Genomic DNA, 21,141 nt, shown 5'->3' with positions numbered 1-21,141 from the left:
GCCGATTGATATATCTGTTCAGCTACAACGCCGTCCATTACAACTCATTACTCCAGCCTATTGCTTTTGCTTACCTTAAGCTTACCGATTTTTATCGATTCAACAGACTTCCTACATACCTGAGCAGGTCGTTGGCACTGGCACCTGTATAACCGTGTTCCTCAATCAATCGCTTAATCACCTCATTCATGCGTTTGAGCTGATTAGCATCGGGTGTTTTGGTCGAGGTCGTAATTTTCACAATATCCTTCAAATCAGCGAACAGCTTTTTCTCAATCGCTTCTCTCAGCCGATCATGATGATGATATTCGAACTTGCGTCCCTTGCGTGAGTAAGCGGAAATCCGGATGAGAATTTCTTCGCGGAACGCCTTTTTCGCATTTTCCGATACCCCAATCTGCTCTTCGATCGAACGCATCAGCCGCTCATCCGGGTCGAGTTCCTCATCCGTAAGCGGGTCGCGGATTTTCACCCAATTGCAGAAAGCTTCGATGTTATCCAGATAGTTATCGAACAGCGTCTTGGCTGATTCCTCGAACGAGTACACAAAAGCTTTCTGGACTTCTTTTTTCGCCAGCTCGTCATACTCTTTACGGGCTACGGAAATGAAATTCAGATAACGCTCCCTTTCTTCCTTCGTAATAGAAGCATGCTGATCCAGACCATCCTTGATAGCTCGTAAAATATCCAGTGCATTGATGGATTCTACATTTTGCTTAATGAGCGCACTGGAAATGCGATTGATGACGTACCTTGGGTCTACCCCAGACATACCTTCCTCCAGAAACTCATTTTGCATTTCCTTCAGATCGGCTGTCTTGTAGCCTTCCACCTCTTCGCCATCATACATGCGCATCTTTTTGACCAGATCCATGCCCTGCTTCTTCGTCTCCTTCAGGCGGGTAAGCACGGAGAAAATAGCAGCCGTCCGCAGCGCATGAGGGGCGATGTGAATATGCTTCATGTCGCTTTGTCCAATGAGCTTGGCGTAAATTTTTTCTTCTTCCGAGACTTTAAGGTTGTAAGGAATTGGCATCACGATCATCCGCGATTGGAGGGCCTCGTTCTTTTTGTTCGAGATAAAGCTTTTATACTCCGACTCATTGGTATGGGCAACGATCAGCTCATCTGCACTGATTAACGCAAAACGTCCCGCTTTAAAATTCCCCTCCTGAGTCAGAGACAGCAAATTCCATAAAAACTTCTCATCGCATTTCAGCATCTCCTGAAACTCCATCAGTCCACGGTTGGCTTTGTTCAGTTCTCCGTCAAAACGATACGCGCGCGGATCGGATTCCGAGCCATACTCCGTAATCGTAGAAAAGTCGATGCTGCCCGTCAAATCAGCAATATCCTGTGACTTCGGATCCGAAGGACTGAACGTACCGATGCCGATCCGATTTTCTTCCGATATAAACACCCGCTCCACGCGGACCTTTTCAATATCTCCATCGAATTCTGTACGCAATCTCATCTGGCAGGCTGGGCACAGATTGCCTTCAATCCGCACCCCCAGCTCCTTCTCAAAATCCGGACGCAGCTCATGAGGAATGAGATGAAGCGGATCTTCGTGCATGGGGCAGCCTTCAATGGCGTATACCGCTCCCTGATCCGTCCTCGAAAATTTCTCCAGACCGCGTTTGAGCAAGGTGACCAGCGTGGATTTACCTCCACTGACGGGTCCCATCAAAAGTAGAATACGCTTGCGCACATCGAGCCGACGGGCTGAGGAATGGAAGTATTCCTCCACCAGCTTTTCAAGCGCACGGTCCAGCCCAAAAATCTCCTGCTCGAAAAATTTATATCGCTTATGTCCCCCAACCTCTTCTACACCAAAAGATTCAATCATCTTGTAAACCCGTGCATGAGCGGTCATCGCCGGCGTCGGGTCTTTCTTGAGTATCTCGATATACTCTCTAAAAGTGCCGCTCCAGGCCAGACGGTTGTTTTCCGCCCGGTACTCCGCAACGCGTTCAAAAATATTCATGCTCGGTTCCTCCCATGACTGCGTAATGACTATCCTCCACTCCGGATGGTTAATGGCTACACTCGTCCACGCCTTTCAGGATATGATGCAATCCTCTTAAAAAAAGTGTAATACATACCTATGCAGATTGATTTCAGAATTGACCTTTTTTTTGCGACAGGTTCCCTTGCTTTTTCGAAAAACAGAGAGATACACTGTGCTAAAATATACAACAACGACGCGGACCTGACGCATTATGGTACAATATAAACTCGGAATAATGGGATAAAGGAGCGGGAGAAGCATGGCGGTTCGGCATGAGACGGAGCTGTACGCTCCGATCAAAGCCTTTTTTGAGAGCTTGGGATACGAAATCAAGGGAGAAGTGCGTAACTGCGATTTGGTGGGTATAAAGCCAGAACAGCAGGAGCCACTGATTGTGGAGATTAAAAAGACGTTTAATCTGGCTCTTGTGCTGCAGGGCATGCAGCGTCTGAAGCTAAGCAGCAATGTGTATGTGGCGGTGGAACGAAACCGTGCGAAAAAAGGGGCTGTCAATCAGCGCTGGAACGAGCTGGTCGGACTGTGCCGCCAGTTGGGGCTGGGCTTGCTCACCGTCACCCATTATAAGACCAAGCCGCCGCTCGTAGAGGTACTTTGCAAGCCTGCGAGTACGAACGGTGGTGACCGCAAAACGGCGACAGCCCGCACCGGCTCGCGCAAGGAAAGGCTGCTGCGAGAGTTTCACGCACGTAGCGGCGACCACAACACTGGCGGCAGTACCCGACGCAAGCTGGTCACGGCCTACCGGGAAAAAGCGCTGCGCGTGGCCGCAGCCTTGCAGGGCCTGGGGGAAGCTGCCCCGGCGCAGCTCGCCCGCACAGCAGCCATCAGCGGGGCAGCAGCCGTGCTCCAGCGCAACTACTACGGCTGGTTCGAACGCGTAGCTCGTGGCCGCTACAAGCTGACCCCGTTTGGCGAGGTTGCCCTGAGCGAATATGCGGCGGTACTGCAAGAGCAAGGCGCCGAAACGGCCGCTGGCAAGGCTGTAGAGCCTGATGACGGCGGCGGACAACAGCGAATCGCGGAAGCGCCAGCCGCGTACTCTGCCACTACGAATGCGGAGGATCTCTGAATATCCTGCCGCCTACTTCAGGCGCTCCGAATGCAGACGATCACTGAAAAGCCTACAGCTTACTTCTGACGCCGCGACTGCCGGAAGCTCTGCTGTAGCAAGCAGAGCATTCGGCCCCAGCTAGCTTCGCGCAGTGAATTCACTGATCGTCTCACCGATCAAATTCATGCCCATGAGTAGCTGCTCGCGGCCCGGATGGCTGAAGTTCAGGCGGATATGGGACGCGCCTTCGCTGCCAACCGCGCACAACTCTCCTGGCATAAAGGCTACACCCTTGGGTAAGGCCGCCTTTAGCAGCAGTGCGCTGTCCAGCCCATCGGGCAACCGAACCCACACATACATGCCGCCGGACGGAATATGGTACGTCACATCTTTCCAAAATGGACGCTTGAGCAGCTCCAGAATTAATTGCAGACGTGTCGAGTACTCTTTGTTCAGCATGGCTAAATGCTCGTGCCATTGAAACCGCGAGCTGGTCAGCAACTGGAACAGGAGTCGCTGGTTCATCGTACTGGACTGCATATCGGCCAACTGCTTCAAAGCGTACATACCTTCGATCAACGGAGCAGGGCCTGCCGCCCATCCGGTTCTCAGTGCGGGCGCAACCGTTTTGTTGAATGAACCGATATATAGCACCTGACCACCCTGCCCCGCATGATCCAGCGCAAATAGCGAAGGATAGGCTTCTGCAAATTTCCGACTTTGCCCATGCTGGCTCTTGTCGCCGGATTCATTTTTTTGTTTAAAATGTAGCTCTCCGTAAGAATCGTCCTCCACGATCAGCACCTGATGGAGCCTGCACAGCTCCAAAATCTCCTGACGTCTTGCCGCGCTCCATAAGGAACCGGTCGGATTCGTAAACGTGGGTGTGGCGAAAAAAAGCTTGGGATGGTGGTGAATGATTAAGGCTTCAAGCTGATCGGGACGCACACCTTCTCCATCAGATTCAACGGGAACGATCTGCGCACCTTGCATTGAGAGCACTTGCAGACATCCGGGAGATGTCGGATTTTCGACTAACACAGGGTCGCGTTCATCCACCATCAGCCTTACAATCAGGTCAATGGCCTGCTGACTGCCTGTTGTCAGGAGAATCTGTCCTGGTGGCACTCTAACTCCTTTGCGCTGTTCCCACTCTCCTGCAAGCCACGCCCGCAAAGGAAAATAGCCCTCCGGTTCACCATACTGGAGGGCGTCAGGGCCAGAACCAAATACATCATGAGCCGCTTCTTCCAGCAGCTTCACTGGAAAGAGCTCTTGTGCAGGCAATTCTTCAGCCAAAGATATAAAGGAGTGTCTTCTCGCATTTTCCCGGATATGACGCACTGGAGAAGCCAACATTGCAGCGGTTCGTGAAGCAAAGGAATATTGCATGAACATCCTCCTTCTCCTGAAAAATAGGCTCACGACCTCCGGGTTGGCGCGTCAGGCATACAGCTGCTTCGCTTGACGCGCGTACAAGGCATAACGTTCAATCGCCTGCGCCCGGCTGGACACGCCCAATTTAGCATAAATTTTACGTAGATAATTATCAATGGAGCGCCGACTGACTTCGATCTCGATAGCAATTTTGTCATATGTAATTCCTTGCACAATACGTTCCATAATGAAAATTTCGGTCTGTGTCAATTCGTCGAAAGGTTCAGAAGCCATGAGCGGCATAAAAGGCCAATTTCCACAACGAATCCAATCCATCGGTAACGAAGCAAATCCTTCGCGCAAACCGTTGATCAGATGGATCAACTGGCTTGGTGACGCCTGTTTGGATAGCATTCCATTCGCTCCCAGCGAAATCAGCTGTTGGAACAGCGTAATATTATCCTCATCCGTCATAATAACAATATGGCTGTCTGGAGACAAGGCCCGTATTTGTGTTAGGAACGGTTCCGCCGTTCCCTCAGGCAACCTGTAATCCATTAAAATGATTTCCGGCCGAATGGAGCAAGCCAATTCCAGACCTTCCGTCCCGGAGGAGGACATCCCTCTGACAAGCAAATCCTGCTGGTCTTCCAAAATAAGCTTTGTTCCCAGCATACTTGTAGGATGGATGTCTATGATGACCACCTGCCATACTTTTCTCATATCTAAACCTCCTGATTTCACAAAAAATACATAAAAATACATAGTTAGCGAAAATGAATCTATAATTTGGGGTTGCATATGTAGAAATTGCGCAAATATGAACATATAAGAAGCGAAAATCGCTTAAGGAAATTGTATCCTAGGACTTCCTTCCGTTGCAATCTCTTTTTCCAAATAATTTTATGCATCTATTTCGCTTTTGCGAAATAAATAGGCCCATGATAGAATTGGAACTGCAAAATAAAGACTGGAAATTTGATTTTACACGGGAGTTGAAAAATCGCATGCAAGCTTCACCTGAACACCCTCCTGCCGAATCCCGGCGGGGCACTTCAAGAAAGGGGATGCCCGTAAAGGCTTTTCTGCTATTTTGGTTCCTGCTTATTATACTAGGTGCTCTCGCAACCTATCTGTACAGCAATCATTTGAAGCAGGAAATGTTGAACGAAATGCAAACCCATACGAACCAGCAGATTCAAGCGCTCAAAACCGACTATGAAAAACAGTTGGCTGCGCTTTCCAAGGAAGTTAACGGATTAGAGGGCAAAGTGCAGTCCTTCAATGAGCTGCTGACCTTTACCAAGGATAATGCAAACAATAAAACCGACAACAGCAATAAGCTTTACACCCAACTGAACGAAGTTAAGCAGCAGCTCAATACACTTCAGAAAAAAATGGACCTGCTGAAATGAATATGGATACAAAACAGGTAAATCGTTTCTTCATGTTGGCCCTTGCTCCTTTTATCGGTTTGTTGGGGTGTGTTTTGTTAATTCATCCCACATTTAGTTTTTCGGGGTCTACCGTCCCGAGTCTGCAAAAAGCCGAGGTCGTTCTACAAACGCAATCAGTAGGCAAGCAGCTTGATGAAGCCAAACAAACGGCAACATACACCTTGTCTACTATTCGCCGAACATCGGAACTGTACAAGCAAACAACCCAAACGATGAACCAGCTTGTCCAAACGGCCTCCACTCAATCCAAGCGTCCCGAAAAAATCTATAATCGACGCATCACCGCCAAGCTCGGGGTTCCCTATGAGCGGGTAGACAGCAACCGGATTACTATTGAATTGTTTAAGGTGAACCCGGGGATTTATCATGGCTATGCCATGAAGGTCAAGCTTAAAGATCCTGCCGCTATGAAAATGTCTCTGGGGAGCGACAAACTGGGCGGCTCCGAAACGACCATGCGTGCTGTCCTGAGACACGGAGCTGTCGCTGGTATTAATGCAGGCGGCTTTGCGGATGGAGACGGCAAACGCTATCCATTAAGCACTACCGTCATGAACGGCCATTACCTGACCGGCTTTCAGTCCAGTTTTAAGGATTTGTCCTTCGTCGGATTGAGCAACACCGGCAAGCTCATCGGTGGCAAGTTTTACAGTCAGGGCGCTCTGGACAGCCTAAAGCCTGCCTTTGGAGCTACCTTCGTTCCCGTACTGCTGCAAAGCGGCCAAAAGATGCCTATTCCGGATAAATGGAAGGTATCGCCCAAACGAGCGCCACGTACAGCCATCGGCAACTATAAAGATGATCAACTGCTCATTATTGTCGTAGACGGCTACAATGAAAGCGGGGGTTCAGGTGCAACACTGGAAGAACTACAGGGAAAAATGTACAATCTCGGCGTTCAGAATGCTTATAATCTGGACGGGGGAGGCTCCTCCTCACTCATCCTGAACGATCAGATCGTGAACAAGCCGTCGGATGGCAATCTGCGTCCGGTCCCTACTCATTTTTTGTTCTATAAATAGGAGTTTATCGTTTACAAGCATGTAAACTACGCTTGCTCCCTTATACTCTATAAGAAAAAAAGCATCACGAACAAATGTCGTGATGCTTTTGCCCCATTTTAGGAGTACTGTGTCATTTCCGTCAAGCATTGAGCACAAATATAACGATCTTTAAAATTGTTCACTTGCTCAACTGATCCGCAAAATACACATTTCGGACGATAACGCTCCAAAATAATATGGTCACCCTGAACCAAAATTTCGACAGGGTCTCCCTCATTCATTTGATATCTTTTGCGCAGTGATTTGGGCAACACTATTCTTCCCAGTTGATCAACTTTACGCACCACACCGGCAGGTTTCATCGTGATCGTACACCTCTCCTATTTCATTATGAATTGCAATTTTTTCCCTGCGAAAAACTAGGTACAAAGACACTATTCTTTATGTAGTATTCGCTGTCTTTTTGTCGAATCCTGCTGATCACAGGAAATTTTATTACATTTTTTCATAAAATCATGAACCATATCAAAGTATGGCACAGAATGTCTGTAATATTTTTATCGACCGAAATGTCCATTATCATTAGCTTTCTCTGAGGATTTTACAAATTACTGATTATAACCTTATTTTCAAGCCCTACGTCGGGTTTGTCTGAACAACAGAGGCGCGAGGCTTGATTAGCAACTAAGGTCCTGGTTCTTTATTCGCACTTATACCCACTCACTTGATATTATTCACGATAAACCTGGAAATTCCATTTGCCGCAGCGCTTCATATACGATAATTGCAGCGGAATTCGACAAATTTAGCGATCTTACTTTATCTGACATAGGCATCTTGATGCATGTATCCGGGTTGGCAGCCAGAAGCTCGGGAGGCAGCCCCTTCGTTTCTTTGCCAAATACCAGAAAGTCTCCATCCTGAAATGCAATATCACTATAACGCTGATTCGCTTTCGTGGTGGCATAAAAAAAGCGACCTTCCTGATACTTCTCCTGCACCTCAGCAAAAGATTCATGGTATTCAATGTGGACCGCATACCAGTAATCAAGTCCAGCACGTTTTAACGTGGCATCGTCGGTACGGAAGCCCAGCGGCTTTACCAGATGCAGATGTGTTCCTGTAGCAGCACACGTTCTAGCAATATTCCCTGTATTAGCCGGAATTTCCGGCTCAACAAGCACAATATGTAATGGCATCACGTTTCGTTCCCTTCATTTTTGAACTGAAAAAATTTACACATTCTATTATTTTAACAAAATCGGTGAGATATGAACATCAAACCAAAAAAATAATCGCTCCACACCACTAAAAGCCTTCCCCTATACACGTTCAGGGAAGGCTTTACTTCGTTTTTTCGATTTCCAACATTCGTGTATCGAAATATATGTCCGTTACAATCAGCTATGACGCTGCTTAAAGCTATCCATAAACTCGGCCAACGCTTGACAGTTCTCCAGTGGAACAGCATTGTAGATCGAAGCGCGGAGCCCTCCTACACTACGATGTCCCTTCAGACCGATGAAACCGGCCTGCTCAGACTCCTTAATAAATTGCTTTTCCAAGTCCTCATTTGCGAGGCGGAAGGTCACATTCATAATGGATCGGTCAGCGACGTCTACACAACCACGGTAGAAGCCTTCACTGCTGTCAATACGGTCGTAGAGCAAAGCAGCTTTCTGCTGGTTGATGCGTTCAATACCTTCCAGGCCGCCTTCTTCCTGAATCCATTTCAGTACCTCATTCACCATGTATATAGCAAAGGATGGAGGTGTATTGTAGAGAGAATTATTCTTTTCATAAGTGCTGTAACGCAGCATCGTAGGAACGTTGTCCGGTGAAGTTGTCAACAGTTCTTCACGGGCGATCACGACCGTTACGCCGGAAGGTCCCAGATTTTTTTGTGCTCCAGCATAGATCAGTCCGAATTGAGTAGCATCAAACGGCTTGCAAAAAATATCACTGGACATGTCCACAATCAACGGCACAGAACCGGTATCCGGGAATTGCTTGAACTGTGTACCTTCAATCGTCTCGTTGGAGGTAATATGCACATAAGCAGTATTGTCAGGCAAGTCCAAAGAATCCACATTCGGAAGACGCATATACTTTTCATCAGCAGAGGATGCAGCAATGTGGGCTTTGCCCAAAAGCTTGGCTTCCTTATAAGCCTTGTCTGACCAGCTTCCTGTCATGATATAGCTTCCTGTCTGCCCTTCGCTCAAGAAATTTAAGGGCAGCATAGCAAATTGCGTACTAGCGCCTCCTTGCAGAAATAACACCTTGTAGCCTTCTGGATTGCCTAGCAGAGATAACAGACGTTCCTGCGCTTCATTATGAACAGATTCATACACAGCTCCACGGTGAGACATTTCCATAATGGACATACCTGTTCCCTGAAAATCTACGAATTCAGCTTGTACACGTTCCAGCACTTTGAGCGGCAATGCCGCTGGTCCTGCATTAAAATTATAGGCTCTCTTACTCAACAAATTCCCATCCCTTCTCTACTCTGGTGCGGATATTATCGCTATGATAGCAGTAATCATAGGAGCGTTCAAGACTTGTTAAAAAAAGTTGCCGATTTCATTTACGATGTGACAAAGATGTGAATGTAAGTATATTTAACATCTTAACTTTGTGGTATTTAATTTAATGTTAAAAGGTCCCCGGCTTAAAAACCGGAGACCTATCTTGAATACTAACCGTTACCCATAGGCAAATGGTTAGTATTCAAGGCAGCTATGCTGCTTGTTTTATTAACTAATGATTGTTATTCAAGAGCAACCATGCAGCTCATTTATTAACTGCTATTAGCAGTCGAAATACAGGCTGTATTCGTGCGGATGAACACGGATGTTAACCGATTTAGCTTCAGAACGTTTGAGCTCTACATAGTTATCAATAAAGTCCTTCGTAAATACGTCGCCTTCTGTCAAGAACTCGTAGTCAGCTTCCAGAGCATCCAAAGCCTCATCCAGCGAAGCAGGAACACTGCGGATTTTACCAATTTCAGCGTCAGACAGCTCATAGATGTTCGTATCAAGTGGACCATATCCCAATTCGATCGGGTTCAGTTTGCGCTTGATGCCATCCAGACCCGCCATCAGCATTGCAGAGAAGGCCAGGTAAGGGTTAGCTGTGGAGTCTGGTGTACGGAACTCGATCCGACAGCCTTTAGGCGTAACAGCCGCTACTGGAATACGGACAGCCGCAGAACGGTTACCTTTGGAGAATACCAGGTTAACTGGAGCTTCATAGCCTGGAACGAGACGCTTGAACGAGTTCGTACTTGGGTTCGTCAAAGCGATCAGCGCTGGTGCATGGTACAGGATACCGCCAATGTAATGAAGGGCCAGTTCGCTCAGGTTAGCGTAAGCACCTTTTTCGTAGAACAAAGGAGTGTCTCCATCGAAAATGGATTGGTGAACGTGCATACCGCTTCCGTTGTCTCCAAAGAGTGGTTTTGGCATAAATGTTGCCACTTTACCGTATTGACGAGCTGTGTTGTGTACAATGTATTTATAAACAAGCAGATTATCAGCTGTTTTCTTGAGTGTATCAAAACGGAAGTTAATTTCCGCCTGGCCTGCCGTAGCAACCTCATGGTGATGGCGCTCAATTCTCAGACCTGCTTCTTCAAGCAAACGGCACATTTCACTACGGATGTCTTGTTGGGTGTCTACTGGCGCTACAGGCACATATCCTCCCTTCACTCCCACTTTAAAGCCCAGATTGCCGCCCTCTTCCTTGCGATTCGTATTCCAAGCTGCTTCTTCGGAATCTACAAAGAAGGAGGAGCTGTTCATACTGCTTCCATAGCGCACTTCGTCAAAAATGAAAAATTCGGATTCAGGTGCAAAGTTAACTTTTGTACCTACACCAGCAGTTTTCAGGAATTCTTCTGCTTTTCTTGCAATGCCGCGAGGATCGCGGTCGTATTTTTCGCCGTCTGGCGTAGCAATGTCACACAGAATATTCAGTGTAGGATGCTGAGTGAAAGGGTCGATAAAAACCGCTTCCGCATCGGGCAGCATAACCATGTCGGATTCCTCGATGCCACGATAGCCGGGAATGGAAGAACCGTCGAAAGCAACACCGTTAACAAATGTTTCTTCATCTACTTCGGAAGCTGGCAACGAAATATGGTGAGCACGGCCGGACAAATCTACAAAGCGAAAATCTACCCACTCAATATTATTTTCCTGAATTGTTTTTAATACATTTTCAACGGACATGTCTTCTTCCTCCCAATTTTCCGAACATTAAGTCTTATACAACCCTGAAATGTTCATGATCGAATGTTTTTTTCTGTCGTCATTATAAATCTCAAACATGACACGGGTCAATAGCTATGTAAGGTATTTTTTAAACTAATGTTAGATATGCTTACGCTCTTGATAACATTTGAATAGCACAAAAAGCCCGAAACATCGGGCTTTTGGGGCGATTTTAATCAAATGACTGCGTTGCGGCAAAACTTTTATGCATTAATGTTAAGTATTGGTTTTAAGAAATGGTACTAGGCGTATGAAATGTTTTTCCTACAGCTGGAGCCAGCAATTCCAAATCTTTCAGCAAATCTGAAAATTGATCCGGGAACAGGGATTGTACACCATCACCCGTCATCGAATTGTCGGGGTCCGTGTGCATTTCAATAATTAACCCGTCTGCTCCGGCAGCCACCGAAGCCTTCGTCATAGGAACAACCAGCTCACGGCGCCCTGTGCCATGGCTCGGGTCGGAAATAACCGGCAAATGGCTCAGTTGTTGCAGAACAGGAATAGCTGACAGGTCCAGCGTATTTCTAGTGTAGGTTTCAAATGTCCGGATTCCGCGCTCACACAGCATAACATTCGGGTTACCGCCTGCCAAAATATACTCGGCAGCATTCAGGAACTCATCGTAAGTCGAACTGAAACCACGTTTGAGCAGCACTGGTTTGCCGCAAGTTCCCAGCTTGCGCAACAGATCAAAATTTTGCATGTTACGTGTACCTACTTGCAAAATATCCGCATATTCCGCACAGATATCCACATATTCGGGGGTCATAACCTCTGTGATGGTCAGCAGGTCATGCTTCTTGCCCGCCTCGGCCATCATGATCAAACCTTCTACACCCGTTCCTTGGAAGCTGTAAGGACCCGTACGCGGCTTAAAAGCACCTCCACGGAGAACTTGTGCGCCCGCAGCTTTAACCAATGCAGCAATTTCGTCAATCTGCGCAGCAGACTCAACGGCGCATGGTCCACCCATAATAACAAGCTCGCCTCCGCCGATATTCACACCTTTGATAGAGATGACGGTATTTTCGGGATGAAAATCACGGCTCGCCAATTTGTAAGACTTCGATATTTTGACTACATTCTCTACGCCCTTCATTTGGCGCAGGTGTTCAGCCAACTTGGGCTCTACACTTCCGATCAGCCCGATAATCGTACGATCCGATCCATGGGAAACATGAGCCTGCAAACCTTCTTTTTCAATAACTGCAACAATAGCCTGGATATGTTCTTCAGGTGTTTGGACACCAGCGATAACGATCATATTTTTCTTCCTCTCTATTAAACATATTTAATGGACCATTTACAGATGACATTATATCACTTAAACGCTTGTTCGCTTTTAAGCTTTTATTCGTTAAAGTAAATATACCTGTTTTGCCTGTACTCGTCAAGACTTAATTATCCTGAATACTGGCCTGCAATTTCGATCCTCGTGATGCCGATTTAGTCCGGGTGGGTCTAGCGTCCAATTCAAAAAAAGCTGCTATCCGGGAGTCCCTTTCCGAATAGCAGCCATGATCTGTTACAAATTATTTAGTCGTTTTTGACTTTTCACGCACAGGGGGTAGCAGCTTCTTCATATCAATCGTCCGCTGAATCTCCCATGTATCCGGGTTAGCCGGATCATATTGCTCCAGGTACAAAATAACCTCTTTCGTAATCAACGTAGGCGTAGAAGCTCCAGAGGTCACTGCTACCTTGTGAACGCCCTCCAGCCATTCCCGCTTCAGCTCTGTTACATCGGAAATACGGTAAGCTGTTGTACCCGCAATTTCCTCAGACACCTGAGCCAATCGGTTTGAATTGTTACTGCGCGGATCGCCAACGACAATCACCAGATCCGCCTGTCCGGCTTGCTCCGCTACCGCTTCCTGACGCACTTGAGTGGCCAAACAGATTTCATTGTGTATTTCGGCACCCGGGAACTTCTCCAGCAGCTTTTTCATAATGTGCTTGATGTCCCACTGACTCATAGTCGTCTGATTCGTGATCAGGATTTTGCCCGCAGACAATGTAAGGCTGTCGATCTCCTCTTCCTTCTCGATCAGATGAACATGGTCGGGAGCAATGCCGATAGCTCCCTCCGGCTCGGGATGATTCTTTTTGCCGATATAAATAATCTGATATCCCTCGGCAGACTTCTCCCGAATCAGATCATGGGTCTTCGTGACGTCCGGGCAAGTTGCATCAACCGTAGTCAGCCCCTTATCGCGAGCCAGCTTGCGAACCTCAGGGGATACACCATGGGCGGTGAAAATAACGGTACCACTCTCCACCTGGCTTAAAATCTCCATACGGTTAGGGCCGTCCAGTGTAATAATTCCCTCATCCTCGAAGGAATTTGTGACATGACTGTTATGCACAATCATGCCTAGTATATAAATAGGCCGAGGTAAATCCAAGTTTCTGGCCGCCTGACGAGCCAATACCATGGCATCGACTACGCCGTAGCAGTAACCCCGGGGCGAAATTCTGAGCACTTCCAAAAATAGCACCCGCTTTCTTCGACACAGTATACAGCTCCAAAAACTGGGTAGCTGCGGCATCCAAGCCTTTACCGGCCAATTCTATGATGTAGTTGCCTTCCTATTATAGCCTATTCCAAAGGCGCGGAAAAGCTGACCGGAAGCCAGATGATAAATGTCGTCCCTTCCCCTTGGCGTGTAACCACTTCCACGGACCCGTGATGCTCATCTATAATCCACTTGGCAATGGACAAACCCAAGCCAATTCCCTCCGTCACCCCGCGCGACTCATCCGCCCGATAAAAGCGGTCAAAAATAAAGGGAACCTCACTCTTGTCCATCCCGATGCCTGTATCACTAATCCGCAGACCTACCTGTCCCTGATAGACGATAGCATCAAACCGGACCATACCTTCAGGTGTATATTTGAACGCATTATCTATGAAAATGAACAGCATTTGCTGCAAATAATCCTTACTGCCATCCATATAAACGCCATTCAGTATCGAAAAGTCACCCACATTCCATTCGGACGTCCGCTCCAAAAATTGAGCACGCCGGGCAACCTCACTTACGAGTGGTTCCAGCGCCACCGGGGCCTTCTCGAAGGTTTTCCCTGTATCTGCTCTGGCGAGCGACAGCATATCGCCAACCAGACGGCTCATCCGTTTTCCTTCATCCGCCATATCACTCAGGGCCTCCATAGAGAGTTCACGAATCATCGCTTCATCCATATCGGGTCGGTCTCCCGGCTCGGTAGTCCACATTTTAAGCAAAAAATCAACGTTGCCTCGGATTGTCGTAAGCGGCGTACGCAGTTCATGGGAAGCATCGGCTACAAAGCGGCGCTGGGCTCCATAAGCATCCTCCAACTCCTTATAAAAAACCTCCGTACGCCCCAGCATCTTGTTAACCGTCGCGATCAGTTGCCCAATTTCATCTGGCGGTCCATCATATTCAATGCGAACACTCAAATCATTACTGGACTGAATCTGATTAGCCCCTTCGATCACCTTGACCAGCGGCTTCATGGACTTGCGGGCTAAAAAGAGGCCTGAGGTCGCAGCGGCGAGTAAAGCAAATAACGAACCGTATACAAGCACACTTTGCAGCCTGTTCATAAGCCGATCCTGAGAGCCTGTAAATTGCCCCACCTGTAACAGTCCAACCACTAATCCCAGTTCCTCAGATTTGATCGGTTGCTGATAAATCATAAAGGAATCCCCATCCACACTTACACGTCGAATTCCCTCATTTTGAACCGCTCCTGCCGCTGTGGATGGAACCGGAAAGGTAATATCGAGATTTTTCATATTTTGCGTCGTCTTGGTGACACCGGATGTATAATTATAAATTTGTACATATAGCTGTGATTCATCAATTCCACGACCCTGCACCAAGCCCAAATCCAGATTGGGGACCTCAAACAGTCCTCCTTTGACGGTAAGCAGTAACTGCTTGTTAATACGTGGCGTCTGGTTCATAAGCTGACTTTTCACTTCATTATATGTGTAATAATATACCAGTCCGTAAATAGCCAGTCCAAACATAACAAGTACTATAGCCAAGATGCTGGAATACCAAGCTGTCAGTCGCCAACGAATAGGCATAATTACACATCACCTCTTAAAATATAACCCGCTCCCCGAATCGTACGAATGAGCCGTTTGCCGCCATCCTGCTCCGTTTTTTGTCGGAGCATGGCAATATACACTTCTAGCACGTTTGACTCTCCGCTGTAGTCATAACCCCAAATTTTGTCCATAATCAGATCACGAGACAGAACGCGCTTCGGGTTTTGCATAAACAAGTGGAGCAGTTCAAATTCCTTTGCCGTCAGCTCCAGCCGCTTGCCGCCGCGAACCACTTCACGCGATTCGTTATCCAGCTGTAAATCTTCGAAGGTCAGTCGATGTCCATTATGATCCTGCTGCTCGGTTTTACGGCGCAGAAGCGCCCGCACACGAGCCAGTAGCTCCTCCAGAGCAAACGGCTTGACGAGATAGTCGTCTGCACCCAGATCCAGTCCCTTGACCCGGTTCTCCACCTCGTCCTTGGCTGTAAGCATCAGAACGGGCACCGTACTTCCTCCCTCCCGCATGCGACGGCATACCTCAAAACCATCCAGTTGAGGCATCATCACATCCAGCACGACAACGTCTGGCTCAGCTGTAAGCATTTTATTCAATCCCTCTGCGCCGTTGGCAGCCGTCATCACTTCATAGCCCTCGAAGGCCAGCCCTCTGCGCAGCATGGACACAATTTTTTCATCGTCATCAATAATCAGAACGGTAGAACGCATACACCATCGAGCTCCTTTATTATCTTCTTTTCACTCTATTGTAGCAGGAGTAGACGCGTGTAGCATCTTGCTGCCGCATACAGCAAGAAACGGAAGGTAGCTTCCTTCCGCTTCTTTTCACATTTTTCACTTTTAAGAATGATTGAATTACTGTTGAAGAGTCGAGCTAAAGTCGTTCTTGTTACCCACTTTTAACTGGACATCCTTTTTCTGTCCTGCCCGTTCAATGTTAAGCGTCAGTGCTGTACCCACTTTTTGCTTTTGAATGAAATCGATCAGCTCCTGTGATGTGCTGTAAGGAGTACCATTAGCTCCGATAATCACATCATAAGGACGCAGATCCGCCTGATAAGCTGGTGATTTGTAGATAATATCCCGCACCACTGAGCCTTCAGTCAGGGTTGTCCCCAATTCCTTGGCTACTTCGGGACTCAGATTCAACAGACTTGCGCCAATGAAAGGAACGGGTTCTTTCGGAATAGGCTGATTGTTTTTCAGCTTGTCGACGACTTCCAAAATCGTATTGGACGGAATCGCAAACCCGATTCCCTGTGCGTCAGCACTGACAGCTACGTTCATGCCGATAACCTGTCCTTGCAGGTTCAACAGAGGGCCACCAGAGTTCCCCGGGTTAATGGACGCATCGGTCTGAATTAAATGTTTATATTGAGTAGGTTTTCCCGTAGACTCACTGTTAATGGTAATCGTACGTTCCTTCGCACTCAACACCCCGGCTGTTACCGAATGCTCGAAGCCTTCAGGGTTACCGATGGCTACCATCCACTCACCGACTTTAGCATTTTCGGAGTTGCCTAACGTTACCGTCGGGAAGTTATCCTTGCCTTCAATTTTCAGCACAGCCAGATCCAGGTCTGCATTTTTGCCCAGCACTTTGGCTTCATAAGGCTTATTGGTTCCCTCTACCGTGACCTGGACCACATTCGCGCCTTCAACAACGTGATTGTTCGTCAGGATGTAGCCCGTTTTATCGAAAATAAAGCCGGAACCAATACCAAGCGGAGTCAGTTGTCCGCTGTTGCTGCCTTCATTTTCATTGCTGCTGCCGTTGTTTCCGCTATTACCACTGTCTCCATACTGATTACCGAAAAAATATTGATATAGCGGGTCATTATAATAAGGACTGCTTTGTCTGCCACTGCTACTAGATTGCTTAGCCAGTGTTTCAATTTTGACGACTGCCGGACCCGCTTTGGCCACAACGGATTGAACGTCTGCAGTGCCGGAAGGCATCACAGCCGGAACTGCGTTAGGTAACTGACTCGTCGTTCCCGAATTAGTCGTTTCTCCGCTTTCAGCTGCCGCCGAAGTCAACGCCGTCTCAGGAGTGAACATATTCGTGCGGTCGGCCGTGTACATCAGAACCGTAATAACCAGCATCCCGGCCAAAAAGGATAGGAAAATCGTCTTTACCTGGGACTTGGGTTTATTTTGTTTAAATTGCCAGTTACCACCGTTCCGACCCGAGCCGTCTTGTTGTTGTTCAGCCCCGGCACGATGGTAAGAGGAAGGAAGAGGCCTTACCGCCTGCGGTGGCGTAATCTCAACGTCCTTCTCTACAAGCTTCCCATCCTTGCGTTGTCCATCTGATTGAACCGAAGAAAAGGGACCGTACGAATAGTAATATGAGGAACCGTTTGAATCATTTTGCCGGGTTGTTTTATCGGATTCAACCTGATCGTTGTCATCCCGGCGTCCGGAATTATTATTTTTAAATTCGTCCATTGTATATCTCCTCCCAAACCCTATGCTTCAAGGTGGTGTTGTTTAGCTGACTTTATTTTGCACTTTAAACCTTAATTCCACCTTAAAAACAATTAAAAAGGAGATAAAACCTTTTACTCCATGATAGCTTACGCCTTGTTCAAACACAAAATGCCCCGGATATGAATCCGGAGCATTGTCAATCGTATATGCTTTTTATTTCGTGTTAAAGTTTTCGTCGAATTTTTCGTTCGGTGTTTGAGCATTGTTTTGAACTTTGCTGCGGCTGGAGTTTTGTACCTTTTGTGCGACAGAGCTTGTGCCGCCTTGATCTGCTGCGAATTCTTCGCTATATTTCTCATTTGGTGTCTGGTAGTTGTCCTGAATTTTATTTTGCTCGGACTTTTTCACCTTTTGAGAAACGACACCTACCGAGTTGTCTTGGGCAAATTCCGCTTTGTACTGACTTCCTGCGTTTGCCTTGTTACCTTGATTTGTGTACGAACTTCCGCCTTGATTTGCCATAATTCTCAACCTCCCAGTATGTTTTCGGGATAAGCTTATCCCGCAACATAGTATGTGAAGTCAGGAAGGACAATATACACGAATTATATGGAATCATCCAGCGTAGCGGCCGGAATGGATTTGTGCGTCTCGATCACCCTTTGGAGCGAATTCAGCATCTTCTCCGTACATTTTCCGCTTCCTTTTCTAATAATTTGCACATCCACTTCTTTCTTGCCCCACTCGGAATACACCTGCCGGGTAGTTTTGAAATACAGGTCGATTTTATTGCCTTTGATCGCTGATCCCGTATCTGCCACAATGCCGTAGCCGTAACCTGGAATGTACAAAATGCTGCCCAAAGGAAATGTTTTGGGATCGGCCGCAATCGTGGACAGTGTGTTTTTGTCACGACGCACTTTAACACCGGAATACGTAATACCGTAACCCGGATGACTTGGCCGCTTGCCAGTGGATTCATAGCCTGCTGTATATCCTGTTGCCGTGACCGTCATGGTCGTAATCACCGGCTCCTTCCGTGGAGCCAAAACAGGCGTTGACTGCCCTTTTTTATGCTGGACCGGCTCTTTGTGACCATAAACCTCATTGCCGGGCAATACCAGACAAGTGGTGGTTAACACGGTTCCCAAAATCCGTTTCCATACCAACATGGATCTCATAAAAAACCTCCCCTTGAGGCAAAGGCTTTCCAGAAATCCGTTGGTTTATACGAGCACTTGATTATTTTTGAACATCCTGCCCGGGATAGAGCCTGCTGAGCTTCATTTTATCTTCAAAAATATGCAGGAGCGTCCGCACAATAGGGGTGTGCTCGTCGTCTGTGTGTAATATAATGGAAGCAGGCGAAATCGAAATGAGTGTACTGACGATCCTGTCCTCCACCTCCATTTCCAGTTCAACCCCTGGCATTTCCACAATAATGTCATCTCCTTCAGGTGTCGGTATCGGCACCATGGAGCTATCGAGGATGGTAAAATCATGCCCACCCTGATGAAGCACATGCACTAGTGGAACTTTACTTTCCTGGAAAAACACAAAATATTTGAGCAATCCCATAAATTCTTCATACTGCCGATCCGCCCAAAACTCTTCCATGGCATAGTCGACGATTTCCTCAAGCTCTTTTTTGTATGTGTTCAACCTGAATTGAATAAGCCCTTCCAGATTAATCACGCGCAGCTCCATAAAATCCTTTTCCAGTAAGGCCGCCAGTTTGCCGTGACGCTTCATACGCCCTCTTGAGCCATCATCCTTTAACAAAGAACGCACCATGCTGCGAATCTGCTCCGTATCCTCTTCCTCCAGTAGCGAACAGGCTTTAGCGAGGATCAGATTGAGCATCCCCCATTCCTTCACTTCGATAATATAATCCGCTATTGCGGAAGCCATGATGCTGTATACACAGGGGAGAAAGCTTTCAAACGCTGGATTGCTCTCTGTACCCTTGCAGGTCCATGCCACTTTGTTTTCCAGTTGTCTGAAAGTGAATCGAAATCCGCGCCGTGACATATGTAGTCCTTTGTTTCTACTCTTGACCACCTGATAAAAACGGTCGCTTTCCTGATTCCCGTCTGTATGGGTCCACACTGTAAACAGTTCCATTGGCTCACTCCTTTCGATCACTGATTACAGTATATGGCGGGCTGCAAAGGGTTATACGAAGTGAACGACTGGAAACAGGATACAGCGTAAAATGAGAAAAATCAGGTTTCAAAGAGCAGGTTTTGGTGTTATAAAGAATGGCTGCAACTCAATACGTTTGAATATTTAGGGTTGCGTATGTTAAGGTTATAGTAATATGAATTTTTCACAAGAGGGAGGGGATTAGATGTCAACGATGCTGAACATGCTGCGTACACTCATGATTGTCATATTGAGCCTCGTTCAGATTTTGTCCCTTCCTGTGACGTTTCACGCGGAAGATACTACTCAATCCCTCCAGTTTACTGCGGGATCTTCTCTCATGCCGATTGTTGAAGCTTCTTCGTTGGAAACGGATTCCCATGGGCTGGAGCATCACTCCAAACCAGCGATCCGCAAATCCTCTCCGGTCCTTCATCTGGTGATTGCTGCGGCCAAATCACTTCCCTTTGTCATTTTGGTGGCGTTGGTGCTACTATTGAGTATTCCAAAACTACGTCTGCCTTTTATTCCAGTCATCTGCAAGCTGAAAAAGCAATTGTACTTGTTCCCCATCAAATTCACCTCCAATTATGTGGCTTAACCCCTCTTGCATGCACACCATATTTGCATGTCTTTTTGTAAACTTTTCCTAATAGTTTAATAAGTAAGTCTGTTCTCTGTCTGTTTTTATGCCAATTATGTAATTTTATAATGTGAGAAAAAATTCCATGTCACGCCTAATGTATGTGATTTATTTCCCATACCAATTTTAAACAAATGTACAATACAGGAGGCATTACAAATGGATATTCGAGAATCTATTTTGCCAGGAATCGGGATTAAATATCGAATAGATGCGGAAAATGGCGATCGCCTTGTCATTATTATTCATGATGACGGCAGACGTGAGTTGTATCATTTTGATTATGAGGATTTGGAACAAAGTATTTCTATGACGACCCTAAGTGATCAGGAAGCGCGATTGGTGGCCTCCATTATCGGTGGCATGACGTATAAGCCCAAGCAGCTTGAAAGCGTAGAAATGACGTTCGACGATTTTATTATTGAATGGTACAGAGTGGAACCTCACTATGCTAGTGTTGGCAAGTCCATCGGTGAGCTGGATGTACGCCAAAATTCAGGAGCTACGGTTATTGCCATTGTTGAGAAAAAAGGGAACAAGTATGTAAATCCCGGCCCGGAAGTGATTATTAGCGAGGATGCTACTGTGGTCGTGGTCGGGGAACGTGATCAGCAAAAACGCTTTAAACAAATTCTTATGAACGGAAGCGGGTGA

20 protein-coding genes are annotated in these 21,141 nt (G+C 47.0%); 5 read left to right on the top strand and 15 right to left on the bottom strand.

From position 1 onward, the window contains the following. Positions 1 to 91: 91 nt before the first annotated feature. Complete coding sequence (locus ABH897_RS13130; RefSeq protein ID WP_283655257.1) at positions 92 to 1,987, bottom strand: PrkA family serine protein kinase; 1,896 nt, start codon at positions 1,985 to 1,987, stop codon at positions 92 to 94. Between the two features lie 283 nt (positions 1,988 to 2,270). On the opposite strand from ABH897_RS13130, the gene ABH897_RS13125 reads away from it, so the two are divergent. Continuing rightward, on the top strand, positions 2,271 to 3,101 hold the full coding sequence (locus ABH897_RS13125) for a DUF2161 domain-containing phosphodiesterase (RefSeq protein WP_404592117.1): 831 nt from the start codon (positions 2,271 to 2,273) through the stop codon (positions 3,099 to 3,101). Between the two features lie 120 nt (positions 3,102 to 3,221). On the opposite strand, the gene ABH897_RS13120 is transcribed toward ABH897_RS13125, so the two are convergent. Together ABH897_RS13120 and ABH897_RS13115 are read right to left on the bottom strand one after the other, a co-directional pair. After that, on the bottom strand, positions 3,222 to 4,475 hold the full coding sequence (locus ABH897_RS13120; protein ID WP_283655255.1) for an aminotransferase-like domain-containing protein: 1,254 nt from the start codon (positions 4,473 to 4,475) through the stop codon (positions 3,222 to 3,224). 51 nt (positions 4,476 to 4,526) lie between these two features. Beyond that, a complete protein-coding gene (locus tag ABH897_RS13115) occupies positions 4,527 to 5,183 on the bottom strand; it encodes a response regulator transcription factor (protein WP_044647442.1) in 657 nt (218 codons plus the stop codon). 284 nt (positions 5,184 to 5,467) lie between these two features. Between ABH897_RS13115 and ABH897_RS13110 the strand changes: the two genes are divergently transcribed. Further along, positions 5,468 to 5,875 carry a hypothetical protein gene (locus ABH897_RS13110; RefSeq protein WP_044647467.1) on the top strand — a complete coding sequence of 136 codons (408 nt, stop codon included), beginning with the start codon at positions 5,468 to 5,470 and terminating at the stop codon, positions 5,873 to 5,875. Continuing rightward, entirely contained in the window at positions 5,872 to 6,939 is a 1,068-nt protein-coding gene (locus ABH897_RS13105) for a phosphodiester glycosidase family protein (protein WP_404592115.1), read from the top strand. Before ABH897_RS13110 ends, ABH897_RS13105 begins: the two co-directional genes overlap by 4 nt. 98 nt (positions 6,940 to 7,037) lie before the next feature. Here ABH897_RS13105 and ABH897_RS13100 read toward each other — a convergent pair whose 3' ends face one another. The 12 genes from ABH897_RS13100 to ABH897_RS13045 form a co-directional block, all read right to left on the bottom strand. After that, positions 7,038 to 7,283, bottom strand: a complete 246-nt coding sequence (locus tag ABH897_RS13100; protein ID WP_014280616.1) for an AbrB/MazE/SpoVT family DNA-binding domain-containing protein — start codon at positions 7,281 to 7,283, stop codon at positions 7,038 to 7,040. Positions 7,284 to 7,655: 372 nt separating this feature from the next. Beyond that, positions 7,656 to 8,120, bottom strand: a complete 465-nt coding sequence (gene trmL, locus ABH897_RS13095; RefSeq protein ID WP_283655253.1) for a tRNA (uridine(34)/cytosine(34)/5-carboxymethylaminomethyluridine(34)-2'-O)-methyltransferase TrmL — start codon at positions 8,118 to 8,120, stop codon at positions 7,656 to 7,658. Between the two features lie 201 nt (positions 8,121 to 8,321). Continuing rightward, positions 8,322 to 9,413 (bottom strand): 3-phosphoserine/phosphohydroxythreonine transaminase, encoded by a 1,092-nt coding sequence (gene serC, locus ABH897_RS13090; protein ID WP_404592114.1) that lies wholly within the window; start codon positions 9,411 to 9,413, stop codon positions 8,322 to 8,324. A gap of 321 nt (positions 9,414 to 9,734) precedes the next feature. Further along, positions 9,735 to 11,159: a type I glutamate--ammonia ligase gene (gene glnA, locus ABH897_RS13085; RefSeq protein ID WP_044647439.1), complete on the bottom strand. Its 1,425-nt coding sequence runs from the start codon at positions 11,157 to 11,159 to the stop codon at positions 9,735 to 9,737. Between the two features lie 271 nt (positions 11,160 to 11,430). After that, positions 11,431 to 12,468 carry a 3-deoxy-7-phosphoheptulonate synthase gene (gene aroF, locus ABH897_RS13080; RefSeq protein ID WP_025682268.1) on the bottom strand — a complete coding sequence of 346 codons (1,038 nt, stop codon included), beginning with the start codon at positions 12,466 to 12,468 and terminating at the stop codon, positions 11,431 to 11,433. A 268-nt stretch (positions 12,469 to 12,736) separates the two neighbouring features. Beyond that, positions 12,737 to 13,693 (bottom strand): 4-hydroxy-3-methylbut-2-enyl diphosphate reductase, encoded by a 957-nt coding sequence (locus ABH897_RS13075; RefSeq protein ID WP_044647438.1) that lies wholly within the window; start codon positions 13,691 to 13,693, stop codon positions 12,737 to 12,739. Between the two features lie 110 nt (positions 13,694 to 13,803). Further along, entirely contained in the window at positions 13,804 to 15,282 is a 1,479-nt protein-coding gene (locus ABH897_RS13070) for a sensor histidine kinase (protein ID WP_283655251.1), read from the bottom strand. A 2-nt stretch (positions 15,283 to 15,284) separates the two neighbouring features. Next, complete coding sequence (locus ABH897_RS13065; RefSeq protein WP_283655250.1) at positions 15,285 to 15,974, bottom strand: response regulator transcription factor; 690 nt, start codon at positions 15,972 to 15,974, stop codon at positions 15,285 to 15,287. A gap of 147 nt (positions 15,975 to 16,121) precedes the next feature. Continuing rightward, positions 16,122 to 17,717: a S1C family serine protease gene (locus tag ABH897_RS13060; protein ID WP_283655249.1), complete on the bottom strand. Its 1,596-nt coding sequence runs from the start codon at positions 17,715 to 17,717 to the stop codon at positions 16,122 to 16,124. A gap of 195 nt (positions 17,718 to 17,912) precedes the next feature. Continuing rightward, positions 17,913 to 18,221 (bottom strand): hypothetical protein, encoded by a 309-nt coding sequence (locus ABH897_RS13055; RefSeq protein ID WP_283655248.1) that lies wholly within the window; start codon positions 18,219 to 18,221, stop codon positions 17,913 to 17,915. An 83-nt stretch (positions 18,222 to 18,304) separates the two neighbouring features. Continuing rightward, positions 18,305 to 18,880 (bottom strand): 3D domain-containing protein, encoded by a 576-nt coding sequence (locus tag ABH897_RS13050; RefSeq protein ID WP_283655247.1) that lies wholly within the window; start codon positions 18,878 to 18,880, stop codon positions 18,305 to 18,307. Between the two features lie 61 nt (positions 18,881 to 18,941). After that, the gene (locus ABH897_RS13045) at positions 18,942 to 19,823 is read right to left on the bottom strand and encodes a putative sporulation protein YtxC (RefSeq protein ID WP_044647432.1); all 882 of its coding nucleotides are present in this window, start codon (positions 19,821 to 19,823) and stop codon (positions 18,942 to 18,944) included. Positions 19,824 to 20,049: 226 nt separating this feature from the next. Here ABH897_RS13045 and ABH897_RS13040 point away from each other — a divergent pair, with 226 nt between their 5' ends. Together ABH897_RS13040 and ABH897_RS13035 are read left to right on the top strand one after the other, a co-directional pair. Beyond that, entirely contained in the window at positions 20,050 to 20,445 is a 396-nt protein-coding gene (locus ABH897_RS13040; protein ID WP_404592111.1) for a hypothetical protein, read from the top strand. Positions 20,446 to 20,646: 201 nt separating this feature from the next. Then, a complete protein-coding gene (locus tag ABH897_RS13035; protein WP_134910545.1) occupies positions 20,647 to 21,141 on the top strand; it encodes a cation:proton antiporter regulatory subunit in 495 nt (164 codons plus the stop codon).

It is taken from the genome of Paenibacillus sp. RC73 (assembly GCF_044908085.1).
In the GTDB taxonomy this organism is placed as follows: domain Bacteria; phylum Bacillota; class Bacilli; order Paenibacillales; family Paenibacillaceae; genus Paenibacillus; species Paenibacillus terrae_A.
This window is presented reverse-complemented; position numbering and strand designations above follow the sequence as displayed.